This is a genomic window from Serratia sp. DD3 (assembly GCF_000496755.2).
The window spans coordinates 57,539-76,906 of the sequence record NZ_AYKS02000058.1; the positions used below are offsets into that span (position 1 = coordinate 57,539).

General features: G+C 45.3%; 15 protein-coding genes, 1 tRNA gene and 1 pseudogene. 9 read left to right on the plus strand and 8 right to left on the minus strand.

What is annotated here, in order from left to right; translation table 11 throughout:
- Nucleotides 1–41 precede the first annotated feature (41 nt).
- Together tpiA and IO95_RS10845 are read right to left on the minus strand one after the other, a co-directional pair.
- Nucleotides 42–809 (minus strand): triose-phosphate isomerase, encoded by a 768-nt coding sequence (gene tpiA, locus IO95_RS10840; protein ID WP_023490688.1) that lies wholly within the window; start codon nucleotides 807–809, stop codon nucleotides 42–44.
- 143 nt (nucleotides 810–952) lie between these two features.
- A complete protein-coding gene (locus IO95_RS10845) occupies nucleotides 953–1,549 on the minus strand; it encodes a DUF1454 family protein (RefSeq protein ID WP_023490689.1) in 597 nt (198 codons plus the stop codon).
- Nucleotides 1,550–1,728: 179 nt separating this feature from the next.
- Between IO95_RS10845 and IO95_RS10850 the strand changes: the two genes are divergently transcribed.
- Entirely contained in the window at nucleotides 1,729–2,148 is a 420-nt protein-coding gene (locus IO95_RS10850; protein ID WP_023490690.1) for a DUF805 domain-containing protein, read from the plus strand.
- Between the two features lie 126 nt (nucleotides 2,149–2,274).
- Here the strand turns inward: IO95_RS10850 and fpr are convergent, their stop codons facing one another.
- The 3 genes from fpr to glpK form a co-directional block, all read right to left on the minus strand.
- Nucleotides 2,275–3,021 (minus strand): ferredoxin--NADP(+) reductase, encoded by a 747-nt coding sequence (fpr, locus tag IO95_RS10855; RefSeq protein ID WP_023490691.1) that lies wholly within the window; start codon nucleotides 3,019–3,021, stop codon nucleotides 2,275–2,277.
- 235 nt (nucleotides 3,022–3,256) lie between these two features.
- Nucleotides 3,257–4,267 carry a class II fructose-bisphosphatase gene (gene glpX / locus IO95_RS10860; protein WP_023490692.1) on the minus strand — a complete coding sequence of 337 codons (1,011 nt, stop codon included), beginning with the start codon at nucleotides 4,265–4,267 and terminating at the stop codon, nucleotides 3,257–3,259.
- 145 nt (nucleotides 4,268–4,412) lie between these two features.
- Nucleotides 4,413–5,921 carry a glycerol kinase GlpK gene (glpK, locus tag IO95_RS10865; protein WP_023490693.1) on the minus strand — a complete coding sequence of 503 codons (1,509 nt, stop codon included), beginning with the start codon at nucleotides 5,919–5,921 and terminating at the stop codon, nucleotides 4,413–4,415.
- A 411-nt stretch (nucleotides 5,922–6,332) separates the two neighbouring features.
- Between glpK and zapB the strand changes: the two genes are divergently transcribed.
- On the plus strand, nucleotides 6,333–6,572 hold the full coding sequence (gene zapB / locus IO95_RS10870; protein ID WP_023490694.1) for a cell division protein ZapB: 240 nt from the start codon (nucleotides 6,333–6,335) through the stop codon (nucleotides 6,570–6,572).
- A gap of 211 nt (nucleotides 6,573–6,783) precedes the next feature.
- On the opposite strand, the gene IO95_RS10875 is transcribed toward zapB, so the two are convergent.
- Nucleotides 6,784–7,368 carry a DJ-1/PfpI family protein gene (locus IO95_RS10875; protein WP_023490695.1) on the minus strand — a complete coding sequence of 195 codons (585 nt, stop codon included), beginning with the start codon at nucleotides 7,366–7,368 and terminating at the stop codon, nucleotides 6,784–6,786.
- A 173-nt stretch (nucleotides 7,369–7,541) separates the two neighbouring features.
- Between IO95_RS10875 and IO95_RS25160 the strand changes: the two genes are divergently transcribed.
- From IO95_RS25160 to IO95_RS25170, 7 genes and pseudogenes are all read left to right on the plus strand, one after another.
- A tRNA-Sec gene (locus IO95_RS25160) sits at nucleotides 7,542–7,636 on the plus strand.
- Nucleotides 7,637–7,874: 238 nt separating this feature from the next.
- A pseudogene (locus tag IO95_RS24065) lies at nucleotides 7,875–8,036 on the plus strand (integrase); the annotation flags it as partial.
- Nucleotides 8,037–8,494: 458 nt separating this feature from the next.
- Nucleotides 8,495–10,228, plus strand: coding sequence for a hypothetical protein (locus IO95_RS25165; RefSeq protein ID WP_152554928.1), 1,734 nt, complete (start codon nucleotides 8,495–8,497; stop codon nucleotides 10,226–10,228).
- 614 nt (nucleotides 10,229–10,842) lie between these two features.
- Nucleotides 10,843–11,934: a DNA cytosine methyltransferase gene (locus IO95_RS10885; RefSeq protein ID WP_023492501.1), complete on the plus strand. Its 1,092-nt coding sequence runs from the start codon at nucleotides 10,843–10,845 to the stop codon at nucleotides 11,932–11,934.
- Nucleotides 11,915–14,917, plus strand: a complete 3,003-nt coding sequence (locus IO95_RS10890; RefSeq protein ID WP_037385263.1) for an ATP-binding protein — start codon at nucleotides 11,915–11,917, stop codon at nucleotides 14,915–14,917. The genes IO95_RS10885 and IO95_RS10890 overlap by 20 nt, the downstream gene beginning before the upstream one ends.
- Before the next feature lie 4 nt (nucleotides 14,918–14,921).
- A complete protein-coding gene (locus IO95_RS10895) occupies nucleotides 14,922–16,628 on the plus strand; it encodes a response regulator receiver domain (RefSeq protein ID WP_023492918.1) in 1,707 nt (568 codons plus the stop codon).
- Nucleotides 16,629–16,933: 305 nt separating this feature from the next.
- A complete protein-coding gene (locus IO95_RS25170) occupies nucleotides 16,934–17,215 on the plus strand; it encodes a hypothetical protein (RefSeq protein WP_023492905.1) in 282 nt (93 codons plus the stop codon).
- 39 nt (nucleotides 17,216–17,254) lie between these two features.
- On the opposite strand, the gene IO95_RS10900 is transcribed toward IO95_RS25170, so the two are convergent.
- Complete coding sequence (locus IO95_RS10900) at nucleotides 17,255–18,871, minus strand: IS66 family transposase (protein WP_037385288.1); 1,617 nt, start codon at nucleotides 18,869–18,871, stop codon at nucleotides 17,255–17,257.
- Between the two features lie 45 nt (nucleotides 18,872–18,916).
- Complete coding sequence (gene tnpB, locus IO95_RS10905; RefSeq protein ID WP_037385264.1) at nucleotides 18,917–19,285, minus strand: IS66 family insertion sequence element accessory protein TnpB; 369 nt, start codon at nucleotides 19,283–19,285, stop codon at nucleotides 18,917–18,919.
- Nucleotides 19,286–19,368 lie beyond the last annotated feature (83 nt).

The window sequence follows — 19,368 nt, forward strand, 5'->3', positions numbered from 1 at the left end:
CAATAACCCCGGCAAACCGGGGTTATTCAGACTGAAGGAAATCAGGCTTTTTTCGCTGCGGCAGCGGCTTTAACGATCACGGCGAAAGCGTCTGCTTTCAGTGATGCACCACCCACCAGCGCGCCGTCGATGTCTGGTTGACCAAATAACTCTGCGGCATTTTTATCATTGACCGAACCGCCGTACTGAATGATCACTTCAGCAGCCACCGCCGCATCTTGCTTGGCGATGTGGTCACGGATAAATTTATGTACTGCCTGAGCTTGCGCAGGCGTTGCAGATTTGCCGGTGCCGATCGCCCACACAGGTTCATAAGCGATAACAGTGCCTTTAAACGCTTCTGCACCTTGGGTTTTTAACACCGCATCGATTTGGCGAGCACACACTTCTTCGGTTTTACCCGCTTCGTTCTCGGCTTCGGTTTCACCGATACACAGCACTGGGATCAAACCCGCTGCTTTGAGCACGGCAAATTTCTCAGCGATCTGCGCATCTGTTTCTTTGTGATAAGTACGACGCTCTGAGTGACCGATGATGATGTATTGTGCACCAACATCCTTCAACATGTTGGCAGAAACTTCGCCAGTGAACGCGCCGGAGAGGTTGATATCAACGTTTTGTGCACCTAAAGCGATACGGCTACCGCCCAGCGCGTGCTTGGCCAGATCCAGATACATCACTGGTGGCGCAATAGCGACATCACAACCCTCAACACTGCTCAATTCTTTACGCAGGGCGGCGATCAGTTCGTTAACCATATGAACGCTGCCGTTAAGCTTCCAGTTACCCATAACTAATGGATGACGCATGTGTATTTCTCCAAGAAGGGGACGCTAAAGTCTAAAAACAACTGCCGGGCAGGCAGTTTACCTGTGCAGCAGTATATACTTGTCGTCATAGAAATGGCATGAGGCTAGTCAACACCTTTGCAATTTCCATGACGACGAATGCATTAATGGGGTACATCGGCCTCAGATAACCTCAGCTTAATCGGTTCAACAGCGAAAGTAATCCCTTTATCGCCATCATCAGCGACCACGTAGCGAATTGCCCCAACCTGTTGCTGATAAAAGTACGACCCTTTACCCTTTTCCAGCAAGTTGTTCACTTTGACGATGCTTTCCCCCACTGTCAGCGCGGTTTCAAACTGGCGCATCAGCGCTGCCATGTAGTTAATGGCAATGGCCCGAGCAGCTTTTTCTTCATTGCCTTGTAATAGCAAATGAGTGATTTGCATGGTCTTGATTTTACCAGTGCCCTTTTCCAGCGCCGTAGAGGCGTAGAGGTTTTCATTAATCTTACTGGCGGCACGGGTGAGTAAAGGGGAATCCTTTTTGGAGGCAATAACCCGAAATTCACTGAGGGGCAGCTTTGGGTTGTCACGGTTGTATTTTTCGCGGAACCGAACCACCGTCACATCAAAGGTTGGCGCCCCTGCCTGCAGATAGGGGGCGCTCTGCGGTTCCGAGGGCGCGGCATTTTGCGGTGCCCCCCAAGCATGGCTGATCCCCAAGAACAGGCAAATAATGATGATGAACTTTTTCAGCATGGTGTGTCGCACTAATGACCAAGGTGACACTGATTAAAACCATATATCCATCGTCTTTCAAGCGGCAAGATGAATGTTTGCGGATGGAAAATCACCACTCGGGTTGCTGTTCTGCAGGGGGGAATTGCCTATGCTACACTGCGCGGCAGACTATCGGCAGCTCAAGAGAGCATGATTCAATGACGTTACAACAGTGGTGTTTTTCATTTAATGGCCGTATTGGGCGGCGAGATTTCTGGTTGTGGATGGGGGTTTGGCTGGTGTTGATGGCCGCCGCCTTCTCCCTGGCCAACTACCAAGTGGTGGCGATCCAAACCATCGCTTTCTTTATCGTCGCACTGCTATGGCCGACGGCGGCGGTGCTGGTCAAACGCCTGCATGATCGCAATAAAAAGGGTTGGTGGGCCTTGTTGCTGGTGTTGGCCTGGCTGCTGGCGATGGGTAATTGGCAGATGCTGGCACCGATTTGGCAGTGGGGAGTGGGGCGTTTTATTCCGACACTGATTACGGTGATGATGTTGATCGACCTGGGGACCTTTGTGGGTACCGAAGGGGACAACCGGTTTGGCCCTGAGGCCGAACCGGTAAAATTCCGCTAGACTCAAGCTCAATCAAACTGCAGGTAGGCGGCAAACGAGCGAATCCCGATGAGCTTACATAGGTAAGTGATTCGGGTGAACGAGAACAGCCAACACCGCTGCAGCTTCATTGACGATGGGTATAAGTTACCAATAGTGCTCGCTGGTAATATGCCCAGGCTTGCGCCGTAGATGTTTGCGCATCTGGCGGTGATCTTTTAGCGTTTGCTGGGTATCTCTGACCATTTGCGGGTTGCCACACAGCATCACATGGCTGGTTTCTGCATCAATGGTTAGGCCGACAGCCGCTTCTAACTGACCGTTTTCCAACAGTGCCGGGATGCGCCCACACAGAGAACCGGCAACGTCTTCACGGCTGACCACGGTTTGAATGCGCAGTTTGCCATTATAGTGCTGCTGAAGTTGCTGCATTAACGGCAGGTAACTGAGATCACTGGCCCTGCGGGCCGCATGGATCAGTACCAGGTTATTAAACCGCTCCAAGTCCTTCCCTTCCCGCAGGATCGACAAATAAGGGCCAATCGCGGTGCCGGTTGCCAGCATCCATAAGGTGTCACAGGTGGGGACTTCTTCCAGTACAAAGAACCCGGCGGCCTCTTGGGTCACCTGCACGTCATCCCCAGGGCGCAGTTGTTGCAGTTTCGGGCTCAGTTTCCCATCCGGCACCATGACCAGATAGAACTCCAAGTTGGGGTTGTCGGGCGCGTTGACATAAGAATAAGCACGCTGCACCCGTTCACCATCGACATCCAGCGCCAGTTTGGCAAATTGCCCCGCAGTGAAACTGTTGATTGGGGCATTGAGGGTGATGCTGAACAATGTCTCCGTCCAGTGCTGAACCTCTATTACTTTGCCATTAACCCATTCAGCCATATCTTTCATGCTCCTGTGGTTTGATTCACTTAAAGTCTATCTTATAAGACTGTGACGTACAGTGTAATTTATGCATGTGATGGTGAGGGGGATAACGCTCAGCGGCCTTGAGCCCAAAGTGGCTTTGCCAGCCACTTCAGTTCAATTTAATTCAGGGCCATCGGCTGAGCGTTTAATGCTGATCGTTTCACGCTGAGCGTTCAATGCTGATCGTTTCATGCTGATCGTTTAATAACTACAGCAAGAAGGGGTGCAGCGAGCTGTCTTTACGGTCTAGATAATGGGTGGAGCGGATGCGGCGGATAGTGCGCGATTTACCGCGAATCAGCAGGGTTTCAGTGGTGGCGATATTCCCCTTGCGGCTAATACCGTCCAACAAGTCACCTTTGGTGATACCAGTGGCAGCAAAGATCACATTATCAGTGCGTGCCATATCATCCAACAGCAAGACTTTACCCGCTTCGATACCCATTTGCTGACAACGAGCCAGCTCCTGCTCGCCAATGCGGCGGTTTTCTTCGTTGTCGCCTTTTACCTGATGGCGCGCCAGCAAGCGGGCTTGCATATCGCCATCCAGTGCGCGGATCACGGCGGCAGAAATAACCCCTTCCGGTGCGCCGCCAATGCCGTACATCACATCCACTTCGCTTTCTGGCATACAGGTCAAGATGGAGGCTGCAACATCCCCATCAGGAATGGCGAACACTTTCACCCCAAGCTGTTGCATTTGCATGATCACCTCATCATGGCGTGGTTTTGCCAAGGTAATGACGGTGAGCTCTGATAGCGGTTTACCAAGACGGTCGGCGATATTGTGCAGGTTGGTGGCTAAAGGCAGGTTGAGATCGATAACCCCCCGAGCTTGTGGGCCAACCACCAGTTTTTCCATATACATATCTGGGGCATGCAGGAAGGAGCCCCGATCACCCACCGCCAATACCGCTAATGCGTTAGACTGCCCCATGGCGGTCATTCGGGTCCCTTCGATAGGATCAACAGCAATATCGACCCCGTCCCCCAATCCAGTACCGACCTTCTCGCCGATATACAGCATCGGCGCTTCATCAATTTCACCTTCGCCGATCACAATCTGGCCATCGATATCAACTCTGTTGAGCATAATACGCATGGCGTTCACCGCAGCACCGTCGGCGGCATTTTTATCGCCGCGCCCCAGCCATTTATAACCCGCTAGAGCGGCGGCTTCGGTAACGCGGGAAAATTCGATGGCTAATTCACGTTTCATGGCAAACCCGTTACTGGATAAAAGGAAGGAAAATTTCGGCGAAGTTTATCACAGAGCAACGCTAGCAGGGGGAGACAAATGTAACGATGGCCATTCAAGCGGTTAGCGTGACCACTTGAATGACCATCAACATAACACCGATTAATCAGTCGTGATCTTCCCAGGCTTGTGCACGGGCAACGGCTTTTTGCCAACCGCGATAAAGTAAGTTACGCGCGCTGGTTTCAATCCCAGGGTGGAATCGTTTCTCAATAGCCGCTTTGCCTTTTACTTCATCCAGGTCATTCCAGTAGCCAACGGCTAGCCCCGCCAGATACGCCGCCCCCAATGCGGTAACTTCACGCACTTCAGGGCGTTCAACGCAGGTTCCCAGAATGTCCGCCTGGAACTGCATCAGGAAATTATTGGCAACCGCCCCGCCATCCACGCGTAAGGCTTTTAGACTGGTATTAGCATCGGCCTGCATGGCATCAAGCACATCACGGGTCTGGTAAGCGATAGACTCCAGGGTGGCGCGGATAATGTGGTTACTGTTCACCCCACGGGTCAGGCCGAAAATAGCGCCACGTGCATAAGGGTCCCAATAAGGGGCACCCAGCCCGGTAAAGGCGGGGACCACATAAACACCGTTGCTGTCGGGTACCTTGGTGGCGAAGTATTCTGAATCGGCAGCATCGCTGATTAATTTCATTTCATCACGCAACCATTGAATAGAGGCACCGCCAACAAAAACGGCCCCTTCCAGTGCGTAGTTCACCTCCCCCCGTGGGCCACAGGCGATGGTGGTCAGCAGGCTATGTTGGGATTGCACCGCCTTGTCACCGGTATGCATCAGCAGGAAACAGCCAGTCCCATAGGTGTTTTTCGCCATCCCCGCGTGGACGCAGAGTTGACCATAGAGCGCTGCTTGTTGGTCGCCAGCAATACCGGCAATCGGGATACGCGTTCCCCCCTTCCCCCCAATATTGGTCTGGCCAAAGATTTCAGAAGAGGAACGCACTTTTGGCAGCATGGCTCGCGGAATACCCAGCACTTTAAGCATATGGTCATCCCAGTCCAGCGTATGGATATTGAATAGCATGGTGCGAGAGGCGTTAGTGTAGTCGGTAACATGCACCTGCCCTTGGGTCATCTTCCATACCAGCCAGGTATCAACGGTGCCGAACAGCAACTCACCGCGCTTGGCACGTTCGCGGGCACCTTCCACATGGTCGAGGATCCATTTGACCTTGGTCCCAGAAAAGTAAGGGTCAATCACCAAGCCGGTATTCTGGCGAATGTACGCTTCCAGACCGCCCTGTTTGAGTTTTTCGCAGATCTCGGCAGTACGGCGGCACTGCCAGACAATGGCATTATAAATTGGCTTACCGGTCTCTTTTTCCCACACGATAGTGGTTTCGCGCTGGTTGGTGAGACCAATAGCGGCGATTTGATCAGAGCTGATATCGGCTTTGGCCAGTACTTCAACCAGCGTTGAGCTTTGAGATGACCAGATTTCCATTGGGTCATGTTCCACCCAGCCGGCCTTGGGGTAGATTTGTGTGAATTCACGCTGTGAGACCGCGACAATATTCGCATCGTGATCAAGCACCACGGCACGTGAGCTGGTGGTACCCTGATCGAGAGCAACAATATATTTTTTTTCAGTTGTCATAAATTCATCCTGCGGTCATTAACCGTTAGCGTATCCATTACGGCTTGGTTTTGTCCTGACTGGTCTGCCTAAAAACTGTGGCTATAGACAGTAAGGGGCCAGCTACTTACAATTGATTTTATTGAAACAAGCGTGTTCTCGGGACCCACGCCTGCTCTATAGCCAAATTCACTCAAACTGATGGTTTTATTGCCACTTGAGTGGTGACAGCGATTATTGTGGCAGTCTCGTCGCGCAAGTATCTACCACTGAAGTGATAATGATACTTATTATAATCGAGTTTTTTCAAGCTGCAGGTGGGCAGTAACGGTGTCAATTTAAGTAAATCCGAGCAAGTGGAGCCGATTTTCCTGTAGCTTGATGGACGACAGGTATAGATCTATGCCTTGCTATATATGAGAGGACTGAAGAATGTCATTTGAAGTATTTGAAAAACTGGAAGTAAAAGTTCAGCAGGCGATCGATACCATCACGTTGTTGCAGATGGAAATTGAAGAACTGAAAGAGAAAAACAGTTCTCTGTCTCAAGAAGTTCAGCACTCTGCGGGTCAGCATGAAGCCTTAACGCGTGAAAACCAGCAGCTAAAAGAAGAGCAGCATGTATGGCAAGAGCGCCTGCGTGCCTTGCTGGGTAAAATGGACGAGGTTTGATCACTGTTGTTTTGAGTGACAAATGAGTCTGCGGGGGAATGCCGGTCAGCCATGCTGATGGGTGTTTTCCCGTTTTGTTTTTGGGCTATTGATGGTTGTTGATACCCGGCATTGGGCCCAATAAAAGACAGAAAGCGCGGTAACAATTTTCGTTCCCGGTGCCAGACCGGAAAGCGCCAATTGTGCCGCGCCTGATTATCAGCGGTATTGATTAATACGCTGCGAGTGGCACTTGCCAGTTTTCGTGATAGATATGTGTGGCTTGCTCCTGCGTGGTAACAGGGTCGCCAGTCAGCCGATAGCCGATGGTGAAGGCAAAATCAAACGCTGCCCCCAAACCCTGGCCGCTGATTAAGTTGCCATCTTCTACAACTTTTTCAGCCACGTAGGTCCCATCTTCGATTTCCAGATGCAGACCGTCGGAACAGACATAACGGCGGCCTCTCAGCATCCCGTTGGCGGCCAGCACCAGCGCAGCGGCAGAGCTCAATGGGCAGATCAATTTGGCAGCCTGGTCATGACGGCGGATAAACTCCACAGCCAAGGCATTTTCTGCCATTTCGATGGTTGCTTTGGGCCCACCGGGGATCACCACGGCGTCGTACAGTTGGCTTTTGCGGCGTTCTAGCAGCGCATCAGCGAACATACGCATCTGGTGGTAGCTGCGGAGCTCCAGCCGATCCTGACAGGACAGCAGTTCCACTTCGATATCCATACGGCGTAACACGTCGATCACGATAACCGCCTCAGCCTCTTCAAATCCTTCGCTTAGCAGGACGGCAACTTTCTTGGTCATAGCATCTCCAGCAATGGACGGGTAAATACCCCAGACTAAGTTAGGTTAGCAGATAAAAAGGCCAGCCGTGGTAGCAGAGGCGAAGTGTAAGAGGGTGATCGCGGAAATATGAATTCCCCCTTAGCGTGATGTGGGATTCGCGCTATAATCGCCCCTTGCTTGTGATTTGCAGAGGAAGATCTTCGTCCCCGGTGGGGCGGCTGGACTTCAAATCCAGTTGGGGCCGCCAGCGGTCCTGGGCAGGTTCGACTCCTGTGATCTTCCGCCATTCGGTGTATTCCGAACTCCACTAAAGTCAACAAATCCCTTATAATGCCCGTAAGTTAAGCCGATCATACTCTCCTGGTGTCAACCCATGTCTACCCAAATCAAGTGTAGTCTGGGGGCACCATAGGGGGCACTGGCGATGCCCCAATTTTTTAGGTGCCCCCAATGAAGCTAACAGCCCCCCACAAATTGAAACAGCCAAGCCCAGGAGAAGCTTTACAAGCTCTCTGATGGAAGCCACACAGCTTGCTCACATGGACAAGAACAGTATCCGTGGCACCTACAACCATGCGAAGTATCTGGATGGCAGGCATGAGATGTTGCAGTGGTATGCCGACTATATGGATAACTTGGAACGTGATGGGAATGTGGTGCATGGGGAGTTTGGGCGTCGGGCTTAGGGTGAAGTGGTTTTTCTGAAGGGGACCGGCAGTGATGCTGGTGCTGTTGGTTCCGGTTATAGCTTTTTTAGGTTTTTGATTAAACTAGTTTTTGTTGGTGCCTACAACCTTTTAAAACTGGTGGGTGAAAACACCGTTAACAAAACATTGTGCGATGGGTTAAGGTAATCAGGCTGAAGCTTGCGGGTATGGCTTCGAGCGATGGCCTATAGTTCGTTGGAGGAGGATCCATTTGATTTTGAGAAACTAAACTCTCCACTCGTTATCAGTATTATTTCCATAAGCAAGTTCTTGGCTCGACTAGGATAGAGGATGTTACTAACATCGAGGTTTATTCAATGAAGAGCGAGTGTTAGTATTATGATCGTAAGATTTCCGATATAGTTAGTTATCTTGTATAAATAATTGGTTGATTTTAATATATATTTCTGGATGGGCTTTTAACAAAGGTGTTTCCTATGTCTAATAATTTCATATTGAGCCAGTTTTTTGATGCATTAAATTTTGAGGAGAAACAGTTTATTCCGATATTAAAAAATGATCGCTTAGGGATAATATTGCGTTCTGCTGTAAATGAGCTTGACTGGTTTTTCTATAACTATAAAAAAGAAGAGAGCCAAACATATGAGCAGGAAGAAGAACTCTATATTCTAAAGTTGGGTGTTTCACGAGTTATAAACTTGGCACTCGATTCTAGACCATCTTTTGATATTCCCTCTGTGATGTTTCTTCGCACCCCAGAAATAACCTCCCCTATTCTTGAAATAATCAGAGGGTTGGGTATGATTGAGCATGGAAGAAGAGTTGGACAAACAGTTACTGCAGGGATAAGTCAGATAAGAAAGACTGGGGATAATGAGTTTTTAATAACGCACCCCGTCCATCTGATTGATGATGAATATTACGAGTTGGCTATATCGACTTACTACAAAGATAAATATATAAAACATGCAGCAATACTGCTTGAGTCATCATATTGGAAGACGTTTGCAATAGATGTAGATAAAAAACTTACTGATTTAGTTTATCCCTTTGCAACAAACTACATCGGTTACGATGCAGATCCTCTCTTGGATGCATTTTTCTTTTCTTTGGCGTATCACGACCTGCTAATTCAAGATGGTTTTGACACGTTTCATTATTCTACTCGTTTTGGTGGAGTTGAGTTTCAAAAATACAAATTAGCTCTTGGTTTCATTATTTCAATAGTTTCTCGGCATGAGAAATTTGCAGAAAAGCTGATAAAAAAAGAGCCTAAAATTAAGTTGGAAAATATTCTTACTATCTCATCTGAGACTGATGATTTTATTGAAAGTATGTGTGAAGCTATTAACTTTTTCGGTTCGGAATTAAAAGATCATACTGATTCTACACTTGATGAGGCTCGCAAAATTTTTGAAGTTTTATCATGCAGTAGGAAAAATATTGGATTATTAGACCGACCGGCCTCTACTCTCCCAATTTTAATACAAAGTTCAGATGAAAGCTTTTTCCGTTGTATCACAGGAATATATACATCACCAATGCAGTTTTTGCTCGACTCTTTAAGATACCATTTTAAAAAAGACTATGATAAACATCAACAATCAAGAGAAAAGGTTTTTCAAAATTCAATTAAAAACATTTTGAACGAAAACTTCCATGGCTTAAAATACAAGGAAAATATAAAAATAAAGCAGGGTGGAAAAGTTTTAACTGATATAGATTTAATCATAATAGAAGAAAAAACAGGTGTGATTTTTCTCTGTCAACTGAAACACCAAGAACTCTATGGGGCAGATCTTCATGCCAAGCATATCCGTACAACTCGGTTAAAAGAACATGCAACTTGCTGGCTCAATGCTCTCGACAATTGGTTAGATGTATCTGGTGAAAAAGGGCTAAGAGCCGCACTACAGCTATCAAAAAAATTCCCAAAAATGACTGTTTATCGGTTATTTATAACAAGGAATTATGCATACCCTCTAAAAGAGTTGTCAGCTAATGACAAAACAGCTTATTCAAACTGGGATCAATTTGTTTATGCTATTGAGTTAATAAAGAAAAAAGAAAATGATAATGGAGGTTTAAACGATATAATCGTTAATCTAAAAATCATGGAGGAAAGCTATGGAGAAACATATTTTTCAAGGGAGCCTGATTCACGATGGATAATTAGAGATTTAAAGTTTACAACGCAAAAAGGAGAATAAAGTGAGTTTATGTTGGATTGTATGAAAAAGCCAATGGAGAAATTTATTATGTTTTATTAAGTTATTTTTTTTGGCCCATAAAGTCGGTAAAGTTATAGATTTGGTTCACAAATTCACTCCCAGTTATTTTTAGTCATTCTATAGCTGTAGTTTATGTATTATAGGGTTAGGAAATTAAATAGCATCCATAAATAGGTAATTATAAATGTTATCTCTGACTCTTTGCGAGAATTATCATCATTATTTTGGTATGGATAATACCAACAGAGTTACAATGTTTGGAAAGAGGAATAGTCAAAAAGCAAGATACACAAATTAAGGCATGGAGCATGGTTTAGAATGATACTCAAAAATTTCGTTGTTCAAGCCAAGGTTGTGGTTTAAGGATGTGGTACGACTGCTCTGATTGCAGTCTATGCATACAGATCACAGCCCAAGAAATATTCATACCATTAGAGGCGACACGTTAAGAAAATAGATGTGTTTGCATAACATATTTAACTAATATATGGTAGTGTTTTTGAGCAATTGCATGTAAGATCATAAGGTAGCTATTATCTCAAAGAGTCACTATTAGAACGAAAACTCATGATTTTACAGGGATAACCTTATCAATGAAGGTGATTGACTTTTTCTGCGGTTGTGGGGGGGCTAGTAAAGGGTTTGAACTGGCAGGGTTTGAGATCTCTCTTGGCATAGATGTAGACCAGAACGCTGCCGATAGCTACAAGGCGAACTTCCCCAGTACTGAATTCATTCAGGATGATATCCGTAACATCAAGGTGAAAGACATAGCGAAAAAAATACCGGATTGGAAAGAGGTTGATCTGGTTTTTTGTGCTTGTGCACCCTGCCAGCCGTTTTCTTCCCAAAACAAAAAACGCGATAGTGGTGATACCCGCAGGTCGTTACTAAGTGAAACTAAACGTTTCATCCGTGCATTTCGCCCTGAATACGTCTTTATTGAAAACGTACCCGGAATTCAAAGTGTCAAACTAGCAGAGAACGGCCCTTTTGCTGATTTTCTCCACTTTCTTGAACGCTTTGATTATCAATATGAATACAGGGTAGTGTCCAGTGAGTTTTATGGTGTTCCCCAGCAGCGTAAGCGTTTGGTGGTGCTGGCTCGGTTAAATGGGCGACCAGTTTTTCCAGCTTTTACCCATGGAGTGGAGGGTAAACCCTTTGCTACTGTTCGAGACTACATCAGCCAACTCAACCCACTGCAGGCCGGAGAAACCGACCTAGGTGATTCACTGCATTCAGCAGCGGTCATCCAAACAGTTAATATTGAACGTTTGAAGCATACGCCTGAGGGGGGAGATCGACGTAACTGGCCTTTAAAACTTTGGCTCAAGTGTCACCAAACTTATGATGGTCACACTGACGTTTATGGTCGGATGAGTTGGGATTCACCGTGCAAAACATTGACCACCAAATGTACTAGTATTTCTAATGGACGCTTTGGTCACCCAGACACAGAACAACTCAGGGCAATCACCTTCCGTGAAGCCGCTTTGCTGCAAACTTTCCCTAGAAGCTTCCAATTTAAGGGAAACCGTGTGTCAAAATCCAAGCAAATTGGTAACGCTGTTCCTGTATTGCTAGCGCAACGTTTCGCAGAAGTCATGTGGCAACAACATTACGGACAATTGGAGGGGTTAGTCGCACTAGCCCAATTTGACCATGGCGCAAATAAAAACTAAAGCCCGAGCACTTGATATGCTCGGCAGACAGCAAATTGCTGGAATACCTACAGCCCTGAGTGAACTGTTTAAAAATGCTCATGATGCCTATGCTGATAATGTCGAAGTAGACTACGTCAGAAAAAAGAATCTACTCATCATACGTGATGATGGCTTAGGTATGACAAGGGAAGAATTTGAGGAGCGCTGGCTCACTATCGGTACCGATAGCAAACTGATTGACGAAGACAGCATCAGTATGCCAGATATAGACATAGTTAAAGTTGCTCGCCCGATTATGGGAGAGAAGGGTATTGGTCGTTTGGCCATCGCATCCATCGGCCCTCAGGTGTTAGTAGTCACTCGGTCACGTAGAAACGATGTCTTGGGTAATATCGTCGCTGCTTTTGTGAATTGGACTTTGTTTTCTCTGCCTAAACTCAATCTGGACGATATCAGTATTCCTATTGTCGAACTAGCTCCAGGGGAATCTTTACGCAAAGAAAATGTGGGGATGTTACTGAAAGAAGCCTTGGCTAATATCCATGATTTGAATGGCAAGATATCGCAAAAGAAGATTTGTACCCTTATTGCTCAGGTCGAAAAATTCAATTACGATCCTGAGCTCTGGACTACTAACCTGAACAACCTAGACCAATATTTGGGTCTAAAACGTGAGAGCCTAGACTTAGATGGTAACCGGGGTGGAACCCATTTCATTATTGTTCCAGTGGATGAGATTCTAGCTGATGATATCGAAGGTATTACTACTGCCAGACGTACTGATCAGGCTTCTCGTTTGGAAAAATCGTTGTTGGGGTTTACTAACACCATGTACGAAAGCGCTCATCCTCCTATTGTAGCTCGATTTCGTGATCATACTCTCCATGGTGAATGTGTAGATAGAATCAGTGAGTCTGTTTTTTTTACTCCTGATGAGTTCGCTATTGCAGACCATCATTTTAATGGTGATTTTAACGAATTTGGTCAGTTTTCCGGCTCAATCAGAATATATGGTGAAGAAAAAAATGTTGTAATTTCTTGGCCAGATGGAGGTAACAAAGAAGTTCTTTGTGGTCCATTTAAGCTAAATTTGGCCTATGTACATGGCTTGCAAAAAGATTCCAAAGTATCGCCAGAAATATGGCAAGAGCTTCGAGATAAAACTGATAAAATTGGTGGTTTATATATCTATCGCGATGGTATTCGAATATTGCCATATGGTGACTCTGATGTGGATTTTCTTCGTATTGAACAACGTAGATCAAAAAGTGCAAAGGAATATTTTTTCTCCTATCGGCGTATGTTCGGTGCAATAGAATTAACTAAAATCAACAACTCAGAGTTACAAGAAAAAGCCGGGCGAGAGGGGTTTATTGAAAACAAAGCTTACAAGCAGTTAAAGGCTATTTTAGAAAATTTCTTCATCCAGATTGCCGCTGACTACTTTAATGATAAGGGTGATCAATCTTCTACCTTTATTGAAACCCGTGCTCGCCAGCAACGAGAGAACGAAATACTGAAAAAACGGGATAATTATAAAAATAATAAGCGTAAAAAGTTTTCTGAAGCTCTTGAGGTTTTTTTCAAAAAACTAGATGCAGGACAATGGGAACAAACTATCCAAATCCTTACCGAAAAAGCGAATACAGCTATTGATAATTTCGATCCACAAGAACATACAGTGGATGATCTGGCCTTCAATGTCGAAAAAATTCGTGTAGATGAGTTTGGCAAGCTTATTAGAAATATTGATATTATAAAACCTGCGGGCATTGGTCTGAACAAAGATTTGGCTGATCAATGGGATGTCTATCAGGTGAAGAAAGTCGAGTTATTGGCCCAAATTGAAGAGCGAAAAACAGAGATAGGCCGCAGACTAGTAGAATATGAAGACCGCTATGGTGATAGAACAGGGCTGCGTCGGCGCTTTAACGATTCACTTACCGCTCTAGAAGAGTATCAACGCAAGCAACTCAATGATGCGTACAATAAAGCTAATCAAGTATTGGAGGAGTTACAACAACAAACCCACCAACTACTTAAGAAAAACCGAGAACAGGCCAGACTTCAAGCTGCTGATGCTTTAAAAGATTTTAATTCTACCAGTTTTCAAGGAATCACTACTGAGCAACTATTCCAGATAAAAAATGATTTGGAAACCAGAATAGATAAATCATCTAAAGCTATCCAAGAAAGTATTGGCTTTATCACGGAACGTTTGTTGATAGCTAAAGAAGGTAGTGAACAGAATACCACTTCGTCTGCTGAGTTGATTTCCATTCTTGAAACAGAATATGAGCATCTCAAAGAACAACATGAAAAAAATTTGCAATTGGCTCAGTTGGGTATGGCTTTAGGAGTTCTTGGCCATGAGTTTAATAGCAATATATTGTCCATTCGCCGAGCTCTTAACGAAATGCAACCTTTCGCTGTTCGTAGTGAACGTTTCAAACTTGTTTATGATAGAGTACGTACCGGTTTCGATCACTTAGATGCTAGTCTTAAAACACTTATGCCGCTTACTCGGCGTATGGGGCGTCGTCGAACTCTGATTACTGGCAAAGCTATTAGCGAATTTCTTATATCTGTCTTCGAGGAACGATTGGAGAAAGAAAAGATAAAGCTTAACTTCACTGCTGATTTTTACAACCAGAGTGTGGTTACATTCACATCTACGCTTTACCCAGTGTTCATCAACCTTATTGACAATGCAATCCAGTGGGTGGTTAGAAGTACTGGTGATAAGATAATTACCCTTGATGCCACAAAATATGGTTTTATAATTCAAGATTCCGGCCCAGGCATCCCTACTATAGACCAACAGAATGTTTTTGAGTTTGGCTTTAGTCGCCGTATAGGCGGACAGGGCATGGGCCTTTATATTGCTCGTCAGACCCTAGAGAGAGATGGTTTCGAAATTTTCCTCGAACCCTACCGTCCTGATACTGGAGCAGTGTTCAGGATCGAACCTAAAGAAAGCCAAGAGATGGATACGGAGTGATATTGTGCGTACAGGAGAATTCTTTGAGTCATCAAGAAAGATAGTGCAGGATTTTTTGAATAGTGTGATTGCTATTGATGATAATTTGTTTTTTGAAAAAAAGCACCAAGCTTCCTCTATAATGGATGTCGACGATGGGTTTGATATCATTGTAGAGGAAGATAGTGGGCTTGGTCAAAGTGTTAATACGCAGTCTGTATCTAGGAGAGAGCAAGGAGCTCCAATAAATCACCCGCTGGACTATCAAGATCTTTCCCTTGCATTCGCTGACTATGGTATTAATTGTTGTGCATTTAGGCCAGATATAGAAAGTTTGGAGAGCATAGAGTCTGCTGCAGACAAAATTAAAAAAATCGCCAAAAGAACCGATATTACTATATTAGACTGGAGTATGGATGATAAGTATGGAGTGCAGGCAGGTACACTTGCAAAACTCAGTATCAATAAAATATTGCAAGATGATAAATTACAAAATGGCCGTTTGCGATTAATTGTTATCTATACTGGAGAGCCTAATCCTCTGGATATTGCAGAGAATATACGTCAGGATATTTCCTCTTTAGATATTAAAGCAATAAGAAACGGTGGAAGTATTGTTTTTCAGTGCCCGGATCTCGAATTTTGCCAAATTACAATTATTGAAAAGAAAGTCGAAGCAAAAGATCTTAGAGATGAGGTTATTGCGTTATTCACAGAGCTAACTATAGGTCTTTTGTCTAATGCAACATTATCAGCTATTGGTGAAGTAAGGGATAAAACTCATCACATTTTACATTCTTTCAATAAGCGCCTAGATCCAGCATATTTATCGCATGTGATTGGTCTTTTATCTTCTCCGCAAGTAAGGGAAAAGTCACATGAAATAGCGTTTGATTATGCTACAGACTTAATTTCTGAAGAGCTTAAATCAAACTTACAAATTAGTCATTCAATAAAGAGAAATCTTGGGTTAGAAAGGCTTAAAGAATGGGTTGACTGCATTAACCCAGATAAATTGGTTGATTTTTTTGAAATAAAAGTAGGTGATTGTTCAGAGGTCGGTATAAGTTCAGAAAGATTGAAGAAATTACTTTCCTATACAACAGATGAAGAGCTCGTTGCGACATTAACATCTGTGCCCGTTATCATGAAATCAGACCAAAAAACATTGGAAAACTTTAGTAAAAGAAAAATTCAGCTTAAATTAAAGTCGGCAACCTATTTATCGCATGAGGCTCTTAGTGCTATTGAATGTAAAAGGCGTGATTTGTTATCATTAAAAACTAACTCACCTCTCCCAACTATAAAACAAGGAACGATAGTAATTGAGGGGAGGCGATATTATATCTGTATGCAGCCATTGTGTGATAGTGTTCGTATTGAAAAAGAGACGGCTTTTATTTTCTTGGAAATAAAATCTGTTAATGGAAATCAAAGCTTTACTCATGTATTAAGGGATGCTGAGGGTAATTTCATAAAATTTAGCATCAAGCCTGGAAGTAAAGGGGTTCGAATTTTTAAACTTAAGCCAGATACTAAAACTAATACTGTTAAAGCTATAAATGATGACTGTGATTTTAAAATTAAATATGAAAAAGATGATGGACAGGTTGGTTCTTTGGTCTGGTTGGGGGAGCTAAAATCAAATGTAGCTCAAGCCATAGCTAATAAACTAGCTGAACAGATATCACGTGTTGGCCTTGACACAAATGAATGGCTAAGAAGACATTAGTTGTCCAGTAGTCAGCCTGAAAGCTGACTACTGGATGTGGTAATGAAATTGTCATTCTTAGTAAATAAATATGGCTACTTTGCTATCATAGGTTCAGTATAGCTACATTACAGCTAGTAACGAGTTCGTATCTTCGCGACGGTTTTCAAGTCTAATAGTGTTCACCCTATATACAGTTATTTACCAATGTCACATTAAAAGTATCCGCCGTTAAATCGTAAACATCCGGGCAACTCACCTTGCTGCAGCTAATAACCCCTTTCATTATTCTCGATATTGAATAACAAGCCTGAGAATAGTAGACCATGCAATACAGTAAAGAGGAAAAACAGCAGCATCTTGATAACTGGAGAAACAGTGGACTCTCCCAATCCGCTTACTGCCGTGAAAATAGCGTGAAGTTAGCCACTTTTCATTATTGGAAAATGCAGGCTGATAAAGCGGTTAAAAGCCCGGTGACTCCTTTTATTCCCACAACCGTGAAAGCGTCATCGGGCATCATCTCGGTTAATACACCTGGCGGGTTATCTATTTCCTGCCAACTGCACCAGTTGCCCCAAGTTCTTCAGGCACTCCAGACATGTTGATCCCTGAACAGTAACCGCCGTTAAATCGACGTATTTGTCCTATTCATATTGCGGCACATTTTTTGAAAAAGGAGCCAGGTCAACATTCCACGGTAACAGTGCTTCTATCTTTTCCACCGTATCGGCTTCACCAATGCGTTCCAGCACATGTTGGATATAGGCCGCTGGCTCCAGATTGTTGGCTTTCGCTGTTTCAATCAGGGAATAACAGCAGGCACTGGCTCGGGCCCCTTGAGAACTGTCGGCAAACAACCACGCTTTTCTGCCCACCGCAAACGGGCGTATCGCATTCTCCGCCAACACATTGCTGATATTCAGATAACCGTGTTCGCAGTAGCCGATCAGCGATGCCCAATGGTTGAGCGTGTACTCCATCGCCCGGCGTGTCAGTGAGCCTTTCATCACTGAACCAACATTTTTCTCCAGCCACACTTTGAAGGTGGCAAGCAAAGGCTCGCTGTGTTGCTGGCGAGCCTGATACTTATCCTGTTCGGCAAGCCCCTGAATGGCGCGTTCTATCCCGTACAGTTTGCCAATGTACCCTAATGCCACATCGGCCTTGGTGGGCGCAGTGTTTGATGTTTTTTTCCCTTTGGGTACCGCCTTGCCCGCTTCAACATATTTGCGCCGAGCATGATCCCAACAACCAATACGCACCAGTTGGTTTTCACGACATACCTCGGCATAGCCGGCATAACCATCGGTTTGCAAAATACCCGTAAAGTCCTGCAACAGACGCACGGGAACGCTCCCCGCACGACTCGGGTCATAATCAAACAAGACCGACGGTTTATCCGGTGGTCCCCCACGTACCACCCACATCCATTTGTCCGATTGGGCCGTTTTACCGTCTTCTTTCAGCACTTGAATGCGTGTTTCATCCATTTGCAGATAGCGACTGCTGTTTTGCACTTCACGCATTAAGTTAAGCAGCGGTTGAAATACCTCGGCTAGTCGGATGATCCAGTGAGCCATATTGGTGCGGGCTACCGAGTGGCCACTGCGGGCCACGATACTTTCCAGGCGGTACAGCGGCAAGCCATCGGCATACTTGGCCACGATGATATAGGCCAACAACGAGACGGTGGCAAAACACTTACCCAGCGGATGAACCGGGCGCTGAGCCGCGACGATAACCTCGTTACCATCGCGCTCAAATACCGCTTTTTCCTGCCAGTATTCGATAACTTTCATTTGGGCGGGAATATAGGCCAACTCTTCTTTGACCTTGCTGAAGAAAGTGCGACTGGCCCCGGCTTTTTCTTCGTCGGACAGGCACAACTCCACCCGCTCACGCAGTAAGTTATCGGAAAAACCTCGCTGCCGGGTGGTCTTTTTCGGCGAGGACGGCGTGGCCTCTTCCTCGGGCAGTTGTGCTGATAAAGCCTCAATCGCCACTTCCAGTTCTGCTTCATCGAACAGAGAAATCTGGTCGGCGTTGCGCTCGCTGCTGGCAGCAAACTGTTGGGCTCTTTTGAGCCGGAGTTGTTCTTCCAGCAACGCGACATAACGTTCCAGATGCTGGATAGCGTCATCTTTTGATTGGATGACTTCATCTTTAGACTGAAGCTGTTGACGTAATTCCACCACCAACTCAACCGCAGATAAACTGCGGTTGTCAGGTTGTTTGCTTGATGGGGGAGCAGGCTTTTTCATGAGGGAAATAATAACAAAAACAGCCGGATAATGCACGTTCACGGCTTAATTTACCCTGTCATAATGCAGTTTTTTATGTCCATTGAGCAGACGGATATCGTAACCATCCAGCAGCCAATTAATCTGTTCACCGGTCAGCGGCAACAGGTCATCAGCCAGGCTGGGCCACTTAAACTTCTCCTCGGCCAGTGCCTTATAATAGAGAACAAAGCCATTATCCTCCCACATCAGACATTTGATTTTATTGCGCTGACGGTTGGTAAAGGCATACAGTGCCCCGGTAAAGGGATTATGGCCCAGTTCCTGTTCAATCAGTGCCGCCAGACCATTCACCTGCTTACGAAAATCGATGGGGGCGCGATAAAGATAAATGTGCGGCATCGCCAGCGCGGGGCGTAAGTGATGGTTACGCATCAGAGTTGCCTGAGAATAGCGCCCAGCAAAGTGACATTGCTGTCATTGAGGCCAGTGATCACCAGCCCATTGGGCAATGAGAG